The following is a 15,636-nucleotide window of genomic DNA, read 5'->3' as shown; positions in this document are numbered from 1 at the left end:
GGAGTACTTGAGGCGGGCCGGGTGCCGTGTGAGCGGCAACGAAGGCATCCGGCCGGCGCGGTGCCGGCCGGATGGGTACAGCAGGTGGATCAGGCGCGCTTGTCGATGGCGACGAACGCGCGGTCTTCCGGGCCGGTGTAGTTGGCGCTCGGGCGGATGATCTTGCCGTCGATGCGCTGCTCGACGATGTGCGCGCTCCAGCCGGCGGTGCGGGCGATCACGAACAGGGGGGTGAACATGGCGGTCGGCACGCCCATCATGTGGTAGCTGACGGCGCTGAACCAGTCCAGGTTCGGGAACATCTTCTTGATGTCCCACATCACCGTTTCCAGGCGCTCGGCGATGTCGTACATCTTCATGCTGGACTGTTCTTCGGACAGCTCGCGGGCCACGTCCTTGATCACTTTGTTGCGCGGGTCAGACACGGTGTAGACCGGATGGCCGAAGCCGATGACCACTTCCTTGCGCTCGACGCGGGCCTTGATGTCTTCCTCGGCCTCATCGGGGTTGTCATAGCGCTTCTGCACTTCGAACGCCACTTCGTTGGCGCCGCCGTGCTTGGGGCCGCGCAGCGCACCGATGCCGCCGCAGATCGCGCTGTACATGTCGCTGCCGGTGCCGGCGATGACGCGGCAGGCGAAGGTCGAGGCGTTGAACTCGTGCTCGGCGTACAGGATCAGCGAGGTGTGCATCGCCTTCACCCACGAATCCTGCGGCTTGTCGCCGTGCAGCAGGTGCAGGAAGTGGCCGCCGATGGAATCGTCATCGGTTTCCACGTCGATGGCGCGGCCGTTGTGGCTCCAGTGGTACCAGTACAGCAGCATCGAGCCAAGGCAGGCCATCAGCTTGTCGGCGATGTCACGCGCGCCGGGATGGTTGTGGTCGTCCTTTTCCGGGGCGACGCAGCCGAGCACGGATACGCCGGTGCGCATCACGTCCATCGGGTGTGCCGACGGCGGCAGTTCTTCCAGGGCTGCCTTCACCGCAGCCGGAATGCCACGCAGCGACTTCAGCTTGGCCTTGTACGAAACCAGTTCGGCACGGGTCGGCAGCTTGCCGTGCACCAGCAGGTAGGCGATTTCCTCGAACTCACTGGTGTTGGCCAGGTCCAGGATGTCGTAGCCGCGGTAATGCAGGTCGTTGCCGCTGCGGCCGACGCTGCACAGCGCGGTGTTGCCGGCAGCGGTGCCGGACAGGGCGACGGACTTCTTCGGCTTGAAGGTCGGGGTTGCGGTCGTATCGTTCATGTTTTCCCTCCGAAAACTGATGGTGCAGGGTACTGCTTATTTCTTGGCGGCGAACAGGGCGTCGAGCTGCTGTTCGAAGGCGTGGTAACCGATGCGGTCATACAGCTCCTCGCGGGTCTGCATGTTCTCCACCACGCTGCGCTGGTGGCCGTCGCGGCGCACGGCCTGGTAGACGTTCTCGGCGGCCTTGTTGGCAGCGCGGAACGCGGACAGCGGGAACAGCTGGATGGCGACGCCGGCCGAGGCCAGCTCGTCGCGGCTGAACAGCGGGGTGGCACCGAATTCAGTGATGTTGGCCAGCACCGGCACCTTCACCGCATCGACGAAGCGGCGGTAGGTGTCCAGGTCGTAGGCGGCCTCGGCGAAGATGCCGTCGGCACCGGCCTCGACGCAGGCGATGGCGCGCTCGATGGCCTTGTCCACGCCGTCCACCTGGATGGCGTCGGTGCGGGCGATCAGGAAGAAGTCCGGATCGGTCTTGGCATCGGCGGCAGCCTTCACGCGGTCGACCATTTCACCCTGCGAGACGATCTCCTTGCCCGGGCGGTGACCGCAGCGCTTGGCGCCGACCTGGTCCTCGATGTGGCAGGCGGCCGCGCCGGCCTTGATCAGCGACTTCACGGTACGGGCGATGTTGAACGCGCTCGGGCCGAAGCCGGTATCGATGTCGACCATCAGCGGCAGGTCGCAGACATCGGTGATGCGGCGCACGTCGATCAGCACGTCTTCCAGGGTGTTGATGCCCAGGTCCGGCAGGCCCAGCGAACCTGCAGCGACACCGCCGCCGGACAGGTAGATGGCGCGGAAGCCGGCGCGCTTGGCCAGCAGGGCGTGGTTGGCGTTGATCGCGCCGATCACCTGCAGCGGCGATTCGGCAGCCAGTGCCTCACGGAAGCGGGCACCGGCGGAAGAAGGAGTGGAAGCGGTCATGCGGCAATCCAGGTTGGGAACGGGATAGAGGGCGCAAGCGCCATGCCAAGCTGCAAGCGGTTGATTTCAAAGGCATGACCGCATTGCAACGATGAAACAAATGAAACATTGAAACAGATGTATCATGAAACATCACTACCCATTGCTGCTCCCATGTACCTGCCCCGCTCGCCCCTGCGCCATGCCGATGCCGACCCCGGACGCCCGGTCATCTGGACCGTCAGCGTCTCGCGCCTGACCGGCCTGCTCGGCGATGTCATTCCCGAGTTCGACCGCCGCGCACGCATCGAACAGATCAACCTGGGCTTCGAGGAGGCGGTGGACGTGATCGGCCAGCGCCTGCGCCGCGAGCACTGCGACGTGGTCATCGCCGGCGGCTCCAATGCCGCGTGGCTGCGCGGGCGGCTTGAGCTGCCACTGGTGCCGATCCAGGCCAACGGCTTCGACCTGATGGAAGCCCTCGCCCGCGCCCGCCGCATCGCCCCGCGCATCGGCCTGGTCACCCACGCCAGCGACGTGCCGGTGTTCAGCAACTTCCAGCAGAGTTTCGGCCTGGACATCGAGCACCGCCGCTTCGTTACCCGCGAAGATGCACGTGACTGCATCGCCGACCTGCGCGCCAATGGCATCGAGGTGATCGTCGGCACCGGCATGGCCATCGACCATGCCGAACAGATGGGCCTGCCGGGCGTGCTGCTGTACTCGGCCGATTCGGTGCGCCACGCCTTCGAACATGCGCTGGAACTGACCCAGGCGCTGGCCCGCTCCGGTGGCAGCCGGCCGGCCGCGCGCCGGCGCCCCGCCCCGCGCAGTGATGCGCATGCCCTGCTCGGCGACAGCGATGCGATGGCGCAGGTACGCGCTCAGATCGCGCTCTATGCACCGCATGACAGCACCGTGCTGGTCACCGGCGAAACCGGCACCGGCAAGGAGCTGGTGGCGCGCCAGCTGCACGCAGCCAGCGGCCGTCGTGGCCGCTTCGTGGCGCTGAACTGCGGCGCGATCAGCGAATCGCTGCTGGAAGCCGAGCTGTTCGGCTACAGCGATGGTGCCTTTACCGGCGCACGCCGTGGTGGCCGCGTTGGCCTGGTCGAGGCAGCCGACGGTGGCACCCTGTTCCTGGATGAAATCGGCGAACTGCCGCTGCCGCTGCAGACGCGGCTGCTGCGGGTGCTGGAAGAACGCGAAGTGCTGCGCGTGGGTGCCACCGAACCCACGCCCGTGGATCTGCGCGTCGTCGCTGCCACGCTGCAGTCACTGGAGCAACGCGCCGCCGCCGGGAGTTTCCGCCGCGACCTGTATTACCGCCTGGCCGCGCTGCGCATCGCCCTGCCCGCACTGCGTGCGCGGCGTACGGACATCGCGCTGCTGGCCCGGCACTTCTTCCGCCAACTGCGCGGCATCGACGCGCCGCTGGATGACGAGGCTCTGGCGGTGCTTAGCGCTGCCGAATGGCCCGGCAACGTGCGCGAACTGCGCAACCTGGTGGATCGCCTGCGCATCCACTGGCAGCCAGGCGAAGGGCTCATTGATGCCGCGCGCCTGCTGCAGCTGGCGCCGGAGCTGGTGAACGAAGGCACGACGGCACTGCCACTGGAGAGCAACGGCAGGCGCCCGCCACGCGTGCAGCTGGAAGCGCTGCTGCAGGAGCACCGCAATGACCGCGAGGGCATGGCGCAGGCGCTGGGCGTGTCACGCACCACGCTGTGGCGCTGGCTGCGCGCAGAGGGTTTGTAGAGTCGAGCTTGCTCGACTGCTTTTCCCCAGTCGAGCATGGCTCGACTCTACAGATTGCGCGAACGCGCCCAGCGCGCCTCAATGGCGAACCGGCCGCTGCCCACTGCGGCAACCCACAGCAGCAACACCCCCAGCGGCACTTCACTCAGGTAGAAGAACCAGCTCAGCCAATCCGGCACGCTCAGGCCTGCGGGGATGCGTGCAATGCCATCGGTCAACGCCGCCACTGCACAGATCGCCGCCAGCAGCAGGGCCGAGGGTCGGCTGAGCAGGCCCAGCACCAGCAGACCACCCGCGATCCACTCTATCGCCCCAAGCACCGGCGCACTGAGCACAGGGAATGGGATGCCCGCATCGACCAGCGTATGCACCATCCGCTCGCGTCCTGCATCGGTGAACACCTTGTTCCAGCCGGACACACAGAACATCACCCCGGCGACGATGCGGGCGAGCAGCAACAGGACGGCTTCCACGCCGCGACGCGGGGGAGGCACGGCGAACAGGCAGCGCCAGGAGGGCATGGAAACTCCGGAAATCGAGGGCATCCGTCTGAGTGTGCCGGTTGCGGGCCTGCTCGCAGATGAAGCGAGCCGGTCCATTTGCGACAACCCGCTTTTGTAGAGTCGAGCTTGCTCGACTGCTGTAGCAAGAAGCAGTCGAGCAAGCTCGACTCTACAAAAGCGTTGCGGCATCCAGTGCCATGCGGAAATACACCACGCGCTCGGTTTCCTCGAAGCCGCAGGCGCGGTGCGCAGCGTGCGCGTGCACATCCTCCACGCGGCTGTCCGACGCAAGCTCACTGCAGCCCGCCGCACGCGTCCAGTCCTGCACTGCCACCAGCAAGGCACGGCCCACGGCATGGCCCTGCCACGGCGGCTGCACGTACCAGCCTTCCAGAAAGCCCACCGGCGAGGAGCCGGTGCCGTTCACATAGTCGTGCCGCAGGCGAACCTCGGCAAACCCCACGGCTTCGCCATCGGCCAGGCAGCTCAGGAACACCGCGCCTTCGGCATCGTCCAGCGACTGCGCCAGCGCCTCCAGCGGATCATCGGCATCGGGCCACAGGCCCAGCCGCAAACGCGCCCACACGGCCGCGTCGGCCGGCGTGGCCTGGCGGATCGTCGGCGCGGCGTCATTCACGGATACAGCAACCGCTTGCTCCAGCGCCCTTCCGCACCGGCCTCGTAGCACCAGCGCTCGTGCAGGCGGAACTGTGCGCCGTACCAGAACTCGATGCGGTCGGGCACCACGCGCAGGCCGCTCCAGCCATCCGGGCGCGGCACGTCCTTGCCTTCGAAACGGGCCTCGACCTCGGCCACGCGTGCGTCGAATTCCTCGCGCGTCGCCAGCGTCTTCGACTGCAGCGATGCCCAGGCGCCGATCTGGCTCATGCGCGGGCGGCTGGCGAAATACGCATCAGCCTCGGCATCGGCCACCTGCTCCACGCGCCCTTCGATGCGCACCTGGATGCCGGCCTCGCGCAGGCTGCGCCACAGGAACAGCAGCGCCGCCTGCGGATTGGCCTGCAGTTCGCGGCCCTTGTGGCTGTCCAGGTGGGTGTAGAACACGAAGCCGCGCTCATCGAACGCCTTCAGCAGCACGGTACGCGCCGACGGGCGGCCCTGCGTATCGGCGGTGGCCACGGTCATCGCGTTGGGCTCGACCTCGCGGCTCTGCTTCGCCTCGTCGAACAGGGCGGCAAAGGTGGACAGGGCTTCGGCGTAAAGGTCGGTCATGGTTCGCTTCTTCGTGCACGGATTGGGCTATTGTGGCGGCATGGTTGCTGCTGCGTACATGCCCCAGGTGAAAGGATTCCCCGAAGCGCTCGCCGAGCAGGCGCTGGATGATGCGCTGGCCAGCGGTGCAACGGTGCCAGTATTGGCCATCAGCGGCGTGCAGGGCAGCGGCAAATCGACGCTGGCCGCACAGGTGGTCGCCCGTGCACGGGCGCGCGGCCTGAACGCGGCGGCACTGTCCATCGATGATGTCTACCTGACCCGGGCGCAGCGGCAGCGCCTCGCCCGCCAGGTCCACCCGCTGCTGATCACCCGCGGCCCGCCCGGCACCCACGACCTGCCCCTGGCCCATGCCGTGCTCGATGCGGTGGCCGCACGCCGGCCACTGGCACTGCCGCGCTTCGACAAGCTGGCCGATGAGCGGCTGCCCGAAGCGCAGTGGGTGGCGCTGGAAGCGCCGCTGGACCTGCTGGTGTTCGAAGGCTGGTTCCTCGGCACGCCCGCACAGGACGATGCCGAGCTGGACAGCCCCTTGAACGCGCTGGAACGCGAGGCCGATGCCGATGGCCGCTGGCGGCGCTGGTGCAACCAAGCGCTGGCCCGCGACTATCCGGCACTGTGGCAGCGCTGTGACCGCCTGTGGTTCCTGCAGCCGCCGGATTTCTCGGTAGTGCCGCGCTGGCGCTGGCAGCAGGAACAGAACCTGCAGGCTGCCCAGCCGGGACGCCACGGCATGAGCCGCCCCCAGCTGGAGCGCTTCGTGCAGTACTACGAGCGGGTCAGCCGGCAGGCCCTGCGCGCCCTGCCCGACCACGCCGACCACGTGGTGGTGCTGGATGGCCAGCGCCAGGTGCAGGCGGTGCGCTGACACCCACCGCTGCGCCGCGGCGGATGCTTCCAACAGCAACCATCGTGCCAGGCCGGGGGTGCGGAAGTGGTAGGATCAAAGGGCATGAATCCTGCTCCGAACCTGATCCTGATCGGCCCGATGGGCGCCGGCAAAACCTGCATCGGCCGCCGCCTGGCCGAGCGCTTCACGCTGGACTTCGTCGATGTCGACCAGGCCATCGTCGATGCGGCCGGGGCCAGCATTCCCACGATCTTCGAACATTCCGGCGAAGCCGGCTTCCGCAGCCATGAACGCGAGGCCCTGGCCCGCGTGCTGGAAGGCCAGGGCCAGCTGGTCTCGACCGGCGGCGGCGCCGTGCTGGAAGCCAGCAACCGTACGCTCATCGCCCAGCGCGGCTTCGTGGTCTACCTGCGGGTAAGCGTGGCCGCGCAGCTGGAACGCCTGGCCCGCGACAAGGGCCGGCCGCTGCTGCAGCGCCCCGACCGCGAGCAGGTGCTGCACGATCTGGCCGCGCTGCGTGACCCGCTGTACCGCGAGCTGGCCGACCTCACCCTCGATACCGACCCGTTTACCGCCGCCGATGCCACCGCCCAGCTTGTCGTCAAGCTGGCCATGCAATGGCAGCGCCAGGACCTGAACGCATGACTTCCCCCGCCCTGCTGCAGGTCGCCGTTGGCGGCGACCGCCCCTATTCCATCACCATCGGCGCCGGTGCCCAGGCCGACGGCGCCGCGCTGGCCTCGCACGTGCGCGGCCGCCACGTGCTGCTGCTCAGCGACAGCGAGGTCGCCCCGCTTTATCTGGCAGCCGTCAGGCAGGCGCTGCTGGCCGCGCGCCCGGACCTGATCGTTGGCGAACACGTCCTGCAGGCCGGCGAAGCCTCCAAGACCCTGGCCGAGTTCGGCCGCGCCATCGAAGCATTGGCCGCGCTGGGTGCCACCCGCGATGCCTGCGTGTTCGCTCTCGGCGGCGGCGTGGTCGGCGATCTGGCCGGTTTCGCGGCGGCCTGCTGGATGCGCGGCGTGGACTGCGTGCAGCTGCCCACCACCCTGCTGGCCATGGTCGACTCCTCGGTCGGCGGCAAGACCGCCGTGGACATCCCCGCCGGCAAGAACCTGGTCGGCGCCTTCCATCCCCCGCGCGCGGTTATCGCCGATACCCGCGTGCTGGCGACCCTGCCGCCGCGCGAACTGCGTGCCGGCCTGGCCGAAGTGGTGAAGTACGGCGCGCTGGGCGATGCGGTGTTCTTCGAATGGCTGCAGCAGCACGCCGATGCGCTGCTCGCCGGTGAGGATGCCGCGCTGGCCGAGGCCATCGCGCGCAGCTGCCGGCACAAGGCCGTCATCGTCGAGCGCGACCCGTTCGAGAAGGGCGAGCGCGCCCTGCTCAACCTGGGCCATACCTTCGGCCACGCCATCGAGACCGAGCAGGGCTATTCGGCCCCGGGCCGCGATGCACTGAACCATGGCGAGGCCGTGGCGGTCGGCATGGTGCTGGCCGCCAAGCTGTCCACCGCGCTGGGCCTGGCCGACGATGCCGACCGCGTGCGCCTGCAGGCCCTGCTGGAACGGCTGCAGCTGCCGGTGGCGATCCCCGCCGGGCTGGACCCGCAGGCCCTGCTGGGGCGGATGCGGCTGGACAAGAAGAACGTGGCCGGCCGCCTGCGCCTGGTGCTGTGGCGTGGCATGGGCCGGGCCGAAGTGGTGCCGGACGTGGATGAAGCGGCGGTGCTGAAGGTGCTGTCGGCCCGGTAGTGCCGGCCGCTGGCCGGCTTCGCCGTTACCGGGGTTGCCGGCCAGCGGCCGGCACTACCACGTTGCGGCAGGGGTCACCCGTGCCCCGCTACAATCGGCCCATGCACGTCTACCTGCAACATCCCGATGCCGGTGCGCAGGCACCGCGCTTCCTGCGCCTGAGCCTGCAGCCGGACCTGTTCGGCGGTTGGGAGCTGCTGCGCGAGAGCGGCCGCGTCGGTGCGCGCTCGCAGCTGCGGCGCGAGCTGTTCCTGCAGGCCGACGAAGCCCGCCATGCCTTCGAGAAGGCCCGCGATGCCGAACTGCATCGCGGCTTCCAGATTCTTTCGCACGGCGACTGACGCCGCTGCCAACTTTCGCCCAAGGAATGCCCATCGTGACCAGCCCCCTCCGCAACGATCGCCTGCTGCGCGCCCTGCGCCGCGAACCGGTGGACTGCACCCCCGTCTGGCTGATGCGCCAGGCCGGCCGCTACCTGCCGGAATACCGCGCGACCCGGGCCAAGGCCGGCAGCTTCCTGGCCATGGCCAAGAACCCCGAGATCGCCTGCGAAGTCACCCTGCAGCCGCTGCGCCGCTTCCCGCTGGATGCGGCCATCCTGTTCTCGGACATCCTCACCATTCCCGATGCGATGGGCCTGGAGCTGTACTTCGTCGAAGGCGAAGGCCCGAAGTTCCGCCACCCGGTGCGCGATGAAGCCGCGATCGCCAGGCTGGCGGTGCCGGACATGGAGCAGGACCTGGGCTATGTGATGGACGCGGTGCGCCTGATCCGCCGCGAACTGGACGGCCAGGTGCCGCTGATCGGCTTCTCCGGCAGCCCGTGGACGCTGGCCTGCTACATGGTGGAAGGCGGTGGCAGCAAGGATTTCGCGCGCATCAAGGCGATGGCGCTGAACCACCCGCAGGCCCTGCACCGCCTGCTGGACGTCACCACGGAGGCGGTCATCGCCTACCTCGGCGCACAGCGTGCCGCCGGCGCGCAGGCCCTGCAGGTGTTCGACACCTGGGGCGGCGTGCTGTCGCCGGCGATGTACCGCGAGTTCTCGCTGCGTTACCTGCAGCGCATTGCCGAACGCCTGGAGCGCGGCGAAGGCAGCGAGCGCACGCCGCTGATCCTGTTCGGCAAGGGCACCGGCCTGCACCTGGAAGCACTGTCGCAGACCGGCGCCGATGCGCTGGGCCTGGACTGGACGCTGGACCTGGACGAGGCGCTGCGCCGCACCGGTGGCCGTGTTGCCCTGCAGGGCAACCTCGACCCGACCACGCTGTATGCCTCGCCCGACGCCATCGCCGCCGCCGCCGCGCGCGTGCTGGATACCTATGCCGCCGGCAACGGCGGTTCGCGCGAGGGCCACGTGTTCAACCTGGGCCACGGCATGTCGCCGGACATGGACCCGGCGCACGTGCAGGTGCTGGTCGACGCGGTGCACGCGCACAGCCAGCGCTGAACCCCGGCACAGGCCACGGCGCGGCATTGATCGCGCCGTGACCTGCATTGCGCGATCATGGCGGCCCCACGCTGCACCGGCCCCCACGCCATGTCCGAACCGTCGCCCGCAGGCGCGCCCGCACCCGACACCTCCGCATCGCCCGCCGAGTACGCCCGTTTCCGCCCCCTGCTGTGGCTGGTTTCGCTGGCCATCTTCATGCAGATGCTCGATTCGACCATCGTCAACACGGCACTGCCGGCGATGGCCAGGAGCCTGGGCGAAAGCCCGCTGCAGATGCAGTCGGTGGTGTTCAGCTACGCCCTGGCGGTCGCAACTTTCATCCCGGCCTCCGGTTGGATCGCTGACCGCTACGGCACCCGCCGTACCTTCCTGGTCGCGATCATCCTGTTCACCCTCGGCTCGCTGGCCTGTGCGCTGGCGCAGCACCTGCACCAGCTGGTCGGCGCCCGCGTACTGCAGGGCATCGGCGGCGCGATGCTGCTGCCGGTCGGCCGCCTGGCCGTGATGCGTTCGGTACCGCGCGAGGACTTCCTGCGCGCGATGAGCTTCATCGCCATTCCCGCACTGATCGGCCCGCTGGTCGGCCCGACGCTGGGCGGCTGGCTGGTGGAGATCGCCTCGTGGCACTGGGTGTTCCTGATCAACCTGCCGATCGGCGTGATCGGGTTCATCGCGGCGATGAAGATCATGCCCGACCACTACGCCAGCCACCGCACCCGCTTCGACCTGCGCGGCTACATCATGCTGGCCTTCGCGATGGTGGTGCTGTCACTGGCGCTGGACGGCATTTCCGGCCTGGGCACGCCGCATGCGCTGATCATGCTGATGACCGTGGGCGGCCTGGCCGCGCTGGTCGGCTACTGGCTGCACGCAGCCAATTCCACCGCACCGTTGTTCTCGCTGGCGCTGTTCCGCGTGCCCAGCTACCGCATCGGCATCCTCGGCAACCTGTTCTCGCGCATCGGCAGCAGTGCCATGCCGATGCTGATCCCGCTGCTGCTGCAGGTCGGCCTCGGCCTGGGGCCGATGCATGCAGGCCTGATGATGGTGCCGGTGGCGGCGGCGGGCATGGTGTCGAAGAAGCTGGCGGTGAGGCTGGTGGAGCAGTACGGCTACCGCCGCGTGCTGATGATCAACACGGTGCTGGTAGGCCTGGCGATGGCCAGCTTCATCCTGATGACCCCGGGCCAGCACCTGGCCTGGCGCCTGGTGCAGCTGGCGTTCTTCGGTGCGGTCAATTCGCTGCAGTTCACGGTGATGAACACCGTGACGCTGCGTGACCTGGACCGCGAATTCGCCAGTTCCGGCAACAGCCTGCTGTCGATGGTGATGATGCTCGCGGCCGGTTTCGGCGCAGCGGCGGCCGGCAGCCTGCTGGCCGCGTTCGGCACGCACCTGGAGGGCCATGGCGCGACGGCGGCGCTGCATGCGACGTTCATCTGCGTGGGGGCGATCACGCTGACCTCGACGATGATTTTCTGGCAATTGCCGGACACCCGGCCGGAACCGCGGCAGGTCGAGTCGGTCGCGGAGTAGGTTTTTCTCGGCAGGGCTGCGCCCTGCACCTGCGGTAGTGCCGGCCGCTGGCCGGCAACCTCAAGATCAAGAGCGGCATTCCGTGGGATGGCGGGGCGGTGCAGGTTCACGCGGCTGTTGGTGGGTGCCGACCGTTGGTCGGCACATCTGTCAGATATCGAATCAATTCATCCACGCATGGCGTGGATCTACTGTGTCGACCAAGGTCGACACCTACCCCTGCAGATCGCCATTCCGACAGACCCCGTGCCGACCAACGGTCGGCACCCACCAAAGCAGAACGCCGTTCCAGTAGATCCACGCCATGCGTGGATGAAATCCGTCAGATATCGATATTCAAAATTGGATCCGCCCCCGTGCCGACCAACGGTCGGCACCCACCAAAGCAGAACGCCGTTCCAGTAGATCCACGCCATGCGTGGATGAAATCCGTCAAGTATCGATACTCAAAATTGGATTCGACCCCGTGCCGACCAACGGTCGGCACCCACCAAAGCAGAACGCCGTTCCAGTAGATCCACGCCATGCGTGGATGAAATCCGTCAGAAATCGATATTCAAAATTGGATCCGCCCCCGTGCCGACCAACGGTCGGCACCCACCAAAGCAGAACACCGTTCCAACAGATCGCAGAAATCTGTCGAAGGCGGGGTGGGTCCGGTTGAGGGGGTGTGAGCGGCATGGATGCCGCGACCAAGCCCCCATGGATGGGTTTACGGCGTCCCCCTCAACCGGACCCACCCCGCCAACCCACGGAATGCAGGCTTTTGAAGTTGAAGTTGACGTCGCCCTGGCTTGAAGCAGGTGCAGGGCTGCAAGCCCTGCAAAAACACCTACCGCCCAAGTACCCGCGCAATCGCTTCGACCAGCAGCTCACCGGTCACCGGCTTGCGCAGGAACCCGCCGATCCCCGCCGCCTCCACCTGCTCCTGCAGGTCAGCATCGGTCCGCGCCGTCACCGCCAGCAGCGGCAGCATGTAGCCCTGGTTGCGCAGGTGCTGGGCCAGCTCGAAACCACTCAGGCCCGGCAGGTCTAGATCCAGCAGGCCAACATCGAAGTCGCCCGCACTGATCTCGCGCAGCGCCGCCAGCGCGTGGCCCGCATGCACCACCTGGTGCCCGCGTGCGGACAACAGGCCCACCACCACATCGGCCACGGTGGCATCGTCTTCCACCAGCAGGATGCGCAGCGCCGGCATGTTCGCCACTGCGCCCTCACCCAGCACCGCCTCACCCGCCTCGCCCACGCCATCCTGCTGCAGCGGCAGCGGCAGGCTCACTTCGAAGCGGGTGCCACTGCCCAGCTGGCTCTCCACCCGGATACGCCCCTGCATGGCCTGCGCCAGCTCGCGGCAGATGGCCAGGCCCAGGCCGCTGCCACCGTACTGCGCTGCCGTGCGGGCGCCGTCGGCCTGCTCGAAACGGCGGAACAGCCGCTGCTGCTGTTCCTGGCTGATGCCCGGGCCAGTGTCGTGCACCTCGAAGTGCAGGCCACGCGAGCCGTCCTCGCAGCGCGCGTGCAGGGTGATGGTGCCGCGACTGGTGAACTTCACCGCATTGGACAGCAGGTTCAACAGGATCTGCCGCACCCGGATCGCATCGCCGGTGGCCTGCAGGCCCGCCGGCAGCTGGTTGTCCAGCACGAAGCGCAGGCCCTTCTGGGCGGCCAGCGGGCCCATCAACGCGGCCAGGTCCTGCAGCAGGCCGTTCAACGCGAACGGTCGCGACTGCAGTTCCAGCCGCCCCGATTCGATCCGCGCCAGGTCCAGTGCATCATTCACCAGGTGCAGCAGGTGCTCGCCGGCATGGCGGATCGACTGCGTGTACCCGCGCTGCTGCGGGTCGAGCGACGAGGCCAGAAGCAGTTCGCTCATGCCCAGCACGCCGGTCATCGGCGTGCGGATTTCGTGGCCCAGGTTGGCCAGGAACCGGGTCTTGGCAGCCGAAGCCTGCTCGGCCAGTTCCTGCTTGTGCAGGGCCAACTGGTAGGCGTGCTTGCGCTGCAGGCGGCGCCGGTACAGCCAGGCGAACCAGCTGGTCAGCAGCAGCGCGATGGATGCCAGCACCAGCAGCCCGGACAGGCTGCGCCACCACGGCGGCTGCACGTGGAACTCCAGGGCTTCCACCCGCGACCAGACGTGGTCGGCCGAACGGGCCTGCACTTCCAGCCGGTACGCGCCCGGCGGCAGGCGCGAGAACAGGCGTTCGCCGCCTGGCCCGACTTCCACCCAGTCCGGGTCGTAGCCGGTCAGCCGGTAGCGGTAACTGTTGGACGCCGAATCGGCAAAGGACAGCAGGCGCGCGACGATGCGCAGGTCGCGGTCGCCATCGGCGATCTGCAGCGGCGTGTCGTGGGTCAGGTCCAGCACCTGTTCGTTGCGGCGCACCTCCACCCGCTCGATCACCAGCGGCGCGCGCCGGGTCGATGGGCGTACCAGCGTGGGATCGAACGCAACCACGCCGGCCGGCGTGCCGGCCACCAGCCGCCCGCTCGCGGTGGCGATCAGCGTGTGATCGCGGAATTCCTGGCTGGGCAGGCCGTCGTGGACACCGTACAGGCGCACGCTCTGGCCATCGTCCCCCACCCGCACCAGGCCGCGCGCACCGGTGGCCCAGGCCACGCCCTGCGCATCGACCACCAGGCCGGTCGCGGCAATGGCCGGGTAGCCCTGTTCGCTGCCGATCACTGCCTGCCGCTCCAGCCGCCCGTTGCGCCAGAGGTAGCGCGACAGGCGCCCGTCCTCGGACAACCACACCTGGCCATCGGCGCCCACGTCGATCGCATACACCGGCGTGGCCGGCGCCCCGGGAACCGGCTGGAAGCGCTGCGCATCGGGCTGCCACTGCAGCAGGCCGCGGCTGCTGGCCAGCCAGATCCGGTCCTGCGGCCCACATTCGACATCCATGTTGAGCTGGCCGGCCTGCAGGCCGTCACGCCCGTTTTCCAGCTGCCGGCGCAGGTGGCCGTCCAGGTCACGCTGCTGCAGGCCCGAGGGCAGCATCAGCCACAGGCTGTCGCCGTCGCAGGTCATCATCGCATCGATGTTGCCCTCCATCGTGGCATCGGCGCCGCTTTCCCCGTCCCAGCGCCGCAGCGCGCCACTGCGCGGGTCGTAGCGCAGCAGTGCGTCGGTGGAACCAACCCAGACCTGGCCGCGACGATCCTCGCGCACCGAGGTCAGCCAATGCATGCCATTGAGGAAGGTCCGATGCTGTTCGATGTCGCCACTGCGCGGATCGAAACGATCCAGCGCACCGTGGCTGCCAACCGTCCACACCCCGCCATTGGCCGAGGGGCTGGTGCCCAGCACGTAGGCATTGCGCAGCGACGATGGATCGTCCTCCAGCCGCGAGAACACCGAGAACTGCCACCAGCGCGGCAGCAGGTGCCACAGGCCGGCATTGGTGCTGGCCAGCCAGATGCCGCCTTCGCGGTCTTCGTAGGCCCCCGCCCAGTTCGGCCGCACCTGGCCGCGCGCCACCGCGCTGTACAGCGGCACGGTCTGGTACTGGCCATTCACCGCGCGGCCCAGGCCACTGCGGGTGTCCAGCCAGTGCCCGCCCTGCTCATCGCGCAGCATCATGCCGAGTATCTGGTCACCGGCTGGCAACCGCCACGGCGGCACCTCGAAGTGGCCGTCGGGCCGGCGCACGGTGGCACCGGCCATGGTGCTGATCCACAGGCTGCCATCGGGCTCGGCGGCCAGGCCGTTCACTGGCTGACTGGGCAGCACGCCCGCAGCTACGCGCTCGAAATCGGTACCGGTCCAGCGCGCGACGCCGTGCTTCGTGCCCACCCACAAGGTGCCATCGGGCAGGGTCGCCATGAAAGGGATAGAGGCGGCCGGCACGCTGCGCGGGTTGTCCTCTTCGGGCAGGAAGCGCTGCAGGCGGTCACCGCGATCCAGCCGGTACAGGCCACCGCCGTGGGTGCCGAACCAGATGGCGCCGTCCGGCGTCGAGGCCAGGCTCCACACCGTGTTGCTGGCCATCAACGGCTGGCTGCTGCGGTCGTAGAAGCGCAGCTGCCGGCGATCGGCCGACATCCGCACCACGCCCGCATTCTCGGTACCGATCCACAGCTCGTTCTGGGCATCGACCAGCACGGTCCAGATGCGGTTGTCGCGCAGCCCGTCCTCGGAACGCCAGACGCGGTAGTTGCGCCCGTCGTAGCGGGCGAGGCCGTCATTGGTGGCGATCCACAGGTAGCCGTAGCGGTCTTCGGCCATGCGGTTGACGGTGTTGGACGGCAGCCCGTCGAACACGGTCACCTGCCGCGGGGTCGGCGGCACCGGCTGCGCGGCCACGGGCGCCAGCACGCACAGGAGGATCAGCAGCAGCGTCGCTGCCCGCAGATACGCCACCGATTGCCTCCTCACGCTGCCTGTTGATGG

At 68.4% G+C, this 15,636-nt stretch carries 13 protein-coding genes; 7 read left to right on the top strand and 6 right to left on the bottom strand.

Annotated features, from left to right (window positions below; all coding sequences use genetic code 11):
* Nucleotides 1-89: 89 nt before the first annotated feature.
* A complete protein-coding gene (gene prpC, locus C1926_RS01270) occupies nucleotides 90-1,247 on the bottom strand; it encodes a 2-methylcitrate synthase (RefSeq protein ID WP_108758011.1) in 1,158 nt (385 codons plus the stop codon).
* A 36-nt stretch (nucleotides 1,248-1,283) separates the two neighbouring features.
* Nucleotides 1,284-2,177: a methylisocitrate lyase gene (gene prpB / locus C1926_RS01265; RefSeq protein ID WP_079222803.1), complete on the bottom strand. Its 894-nt coding sequence runs from the start codon at nucleotides 2,175-2,177 to the stop codon at nucleotides 1,284-1,286.
* A 153-nt stretch (nucleotides 2,178-2,330) separates the two neighbouring features.
* On the opposite strand from prpB, the gene prpR reads away from it, so the two are divergent.
* Nucleotides 2,331-3,914 carry a propionate catabolism operon regulatory protein PrpR gene (prpR, locus tag C1926_RS01260; RefSeq protein WP_108758010.1) on the top strand — a complete coding sequence of 528 codons (1,584 nt, stop codon included), beginning with the start codon at nucleotides 2,331-2,333 and terminating at the stop codon, nucleotides 3,912-3,914.
* 47 nt (nucleotides 3,915-3,961) lie between these two features.
* On the opposite strand, the gene C1926_RS01255 is transcribed toward prpR, so the two are convergent.
* The 3 genes from C1926_RS01255 to pdxH form a co-directional block, all read right to left on the bottom strand.
* Entirely contained in the window at nucleotides 3,962-4,435 is a 474-nt protein-coding gene (locus C1926_RS01255) for a DoxX family protein (RefSeq protein WP_108758009.1), read from the bottom strand.
* Nucleotides 4,436-4,586: 151 nt separating this feature from the next.
* Entirely contained in the window at nucleotides 4,587-5,054 is a 468-nt protein-coding gene (gene aacA, locus C1926_RS01250; protein ID WP_108758008.1) for an aminoglycoside 6'-N-acetyltransferase, read from the bottom strand.
* Nucleotides 5,051-5,650, bottom strand: a complete 600-nt coding sequence (pdxH, locus tag C1926_RS01245) for a pyridoxamine 5'-phosphate oxidase (protein WP_079222807.1) — start codon at nucleotides 5,648-5,650, stop codon at nucleotides 5,051-5,053. The genes aacA and pdxH overlap by 4 nt, the downstream gene beginning before the upstream one ends.
* Before the next feature lie 40 nt (nucleotides 5,651-5,690).
* On the opposite strand from pdxH, the gene C1926_RS01240 reads away from it, so the two are divergent.
* The 6 genes from C1926_RS01240 to mdtD all read left to right on the top strand — a co-directional run bounded on the left by C1926_RS01240 (nucleotide 5,691) and on the right by mdtD (nucleotide 11,243).
* Nucleotides 5,691-6,518, top strand: coding sequence for a kinase (locus C1926_RS01240; protein WP_079222808.1), 828 nt, complete (start codon nucleotides 5,691-5,693; stop codon nucleotides 6,516-6,518).
* Nucleotides 6,519-6,602: 84 nt separating this feature from the next.
* The gene (locus C1926_RS01235; RefSeq protein ID WP_108758007.1) at nucleotides 6,603-7,145 is read left to right on the top strand and encodes a shikimate kinase; all 543 of its coding nucleotides are present in this window, start codon (nucleotides 6,603-6,605) and stop codon (nucleotides 7,143-7,145) included.
* A complete protein-coding gene (aroB, locus tag C1926_RS01230) occupies nucleotides 7,142-8,254 on the top strand; it encodes a 3-dehydroquinate synthase (protein WP_108758006.1) in 1,113 nt (370 codons plus the stop codon). Before C1926_RS01235 ends, aroB begins: the two co-directional genes overlap by 4 nt.
* A 101-nt stretch (nucleotides 8,255-8,355) precedes the next feature.
* Nucleotides 8,356-8,595, top strand: a complete 240-nt coding sequence (locus C1926_RS01225) for a WGR domain-containing protein (protein ID WP_019336384.1) — start codon at nucleotides 8,356-8,358, stop codon at nucleotides 8,593-8,595.
* A 26-nt stretch (nucleotides 8,596-8,621) separates the two neighbouring features.
* Nucleotides 8,622-9,704 (top strand): uroporphyrinogen decarboxylase, encoded by a 1,083-nt coding sequence (gene hemE / locus C1926_RS01220; protein WP_108758005.1) that lies wholly within the window; start codon nucleotides 8,622-8,624, stop codon nucleotides 9,702-9,704.
* A 90-nt stretch (nucleotides 9,705-9,794) separates the two neighbouring features.
* Nucleotides 9,795-11,243 (top strand): multidrug transporter subunit MdtD, encoded by a 1,449-nt coding sequence (gene mdtD, locus C1926_RS01215; protein ID WP_108760601.1) that lies wholly within the window; start codon nucleotides 9,795-9,797, stop codon nucleotides 11,241-11,243.
* Nucleotides 11,244-12,075: 832 nt separating this feature from the next.
* Here the strand turns inward: mdtD and C1926_RS01210 are convergent.
* Nucleotides 12,076-15,606 (bottom strand): hybrid sensor histidine kinase/response regulator, encoded by a 3,531-nt coding sequence (locus tag C1926_RS01210; protein WP_108758004.1) that lies wholly within the window; start codon nucleotides 15,604-15,606, stop codon nucleotides 12,076-12,078.
* Nucleotides 15,607-15,636 lie beyond the last annotated feature (30 nt).

Origin of the sequence: Stenotrophomonas sp. ZAC14A_NAIMI4_1 (assembly GCF_003086915.1) — a bacterium.
Classification (GTDB): domain Bacteria; phylum Pseudomonadota; class Gammaproteobacteria; order Xanthomonadales; family Xanthomonadaceae; genus Stenotrophomonas.
The sequence above is the reverse complement of the archived record's forward strand: the minus strand, read 5'-3'. Positions and strand labels throughout refer to the sequence as shown.

Excerpts from the sequence above, each read along its gene's own strand:
- prpR (WP_108758010.1), top strand. The coding sequence starts at position 2,331 with ATGTACCTGCCCCGCTCGCCCCTGCGCCATGCCGATGCCGACCCCGGA.
- hemE (WP_108758005.1), top strand. The coding sequence starts at position 8,622 with ATGCCCATCGTGACCAGCCCCCTCCGCAACGATCGCCTGCTGCGCGCC.
- C1926_RS01240 (WP_079222808.1), top strand. The coding sequence starts at position 5,691 with ATGGTTGCTGCTGCGTACATGCCCCAGGTGAAAGGATTCCCCGAAGCG.
- prpC (WP_108758011.1), bottom strand. The coding sequence starts at position 1,247 with ATGAACGATACGACCGCAACCCCGACCTTCAAGCCGAAGAAGTCCGTC.
- pdxH (WP_079222807.1), bottom strand. The coding sequence starts at position 5,650 with ATGACCGACCTTTACGCCGAAGCCCTGTCCACCTTTGCCGCCCTGTTC.
- C1926_RS01235 (WP_108758007.1), top strand. The coding sequence starts at position 6,603 with ATGAATCCTGCTCCGAACCTGATCCTGATCGGCCCGATGGGCGCCGGC.
- C1926_RS01255 (WP_108758009.1), bottom strand. The coding sequence starts at position 4,435 with ATGCCCTCCTGGCGCTGCCTGTTCGCCGTGCCTCCCCCGCGTCGCGGC.
- C1926_RS01225 (WP_019336384.1), top strand. The coding sequence starts at position 8,356 with ATGCACGTCTACCTGCAACATCCCGATGCCGGTGCGCAGGCACCGCGC.
- aroB (WP_108758006.1), top strand. The coding sequence starts at position 7,142 with ATGACTTCCCCCGCCCTGCTGCAGGTCGCCGTTGGCGGCGACCGCCCC.
- mdtD (WP_108760601.1), top strand. The coding sequence starts at position 9,795 with ATGTCCGAACCGTCGCCCGCAGGCGCGCCCGCACCCGACACCTCCGCA.
- prpB (WP_079222803.1), bottom strand. The coding sequence starts at position 2,177 with ATGACCGCTTCCACTCCTTCTTCCGCCGGTGCCCGCTTCCGTGAGGCA.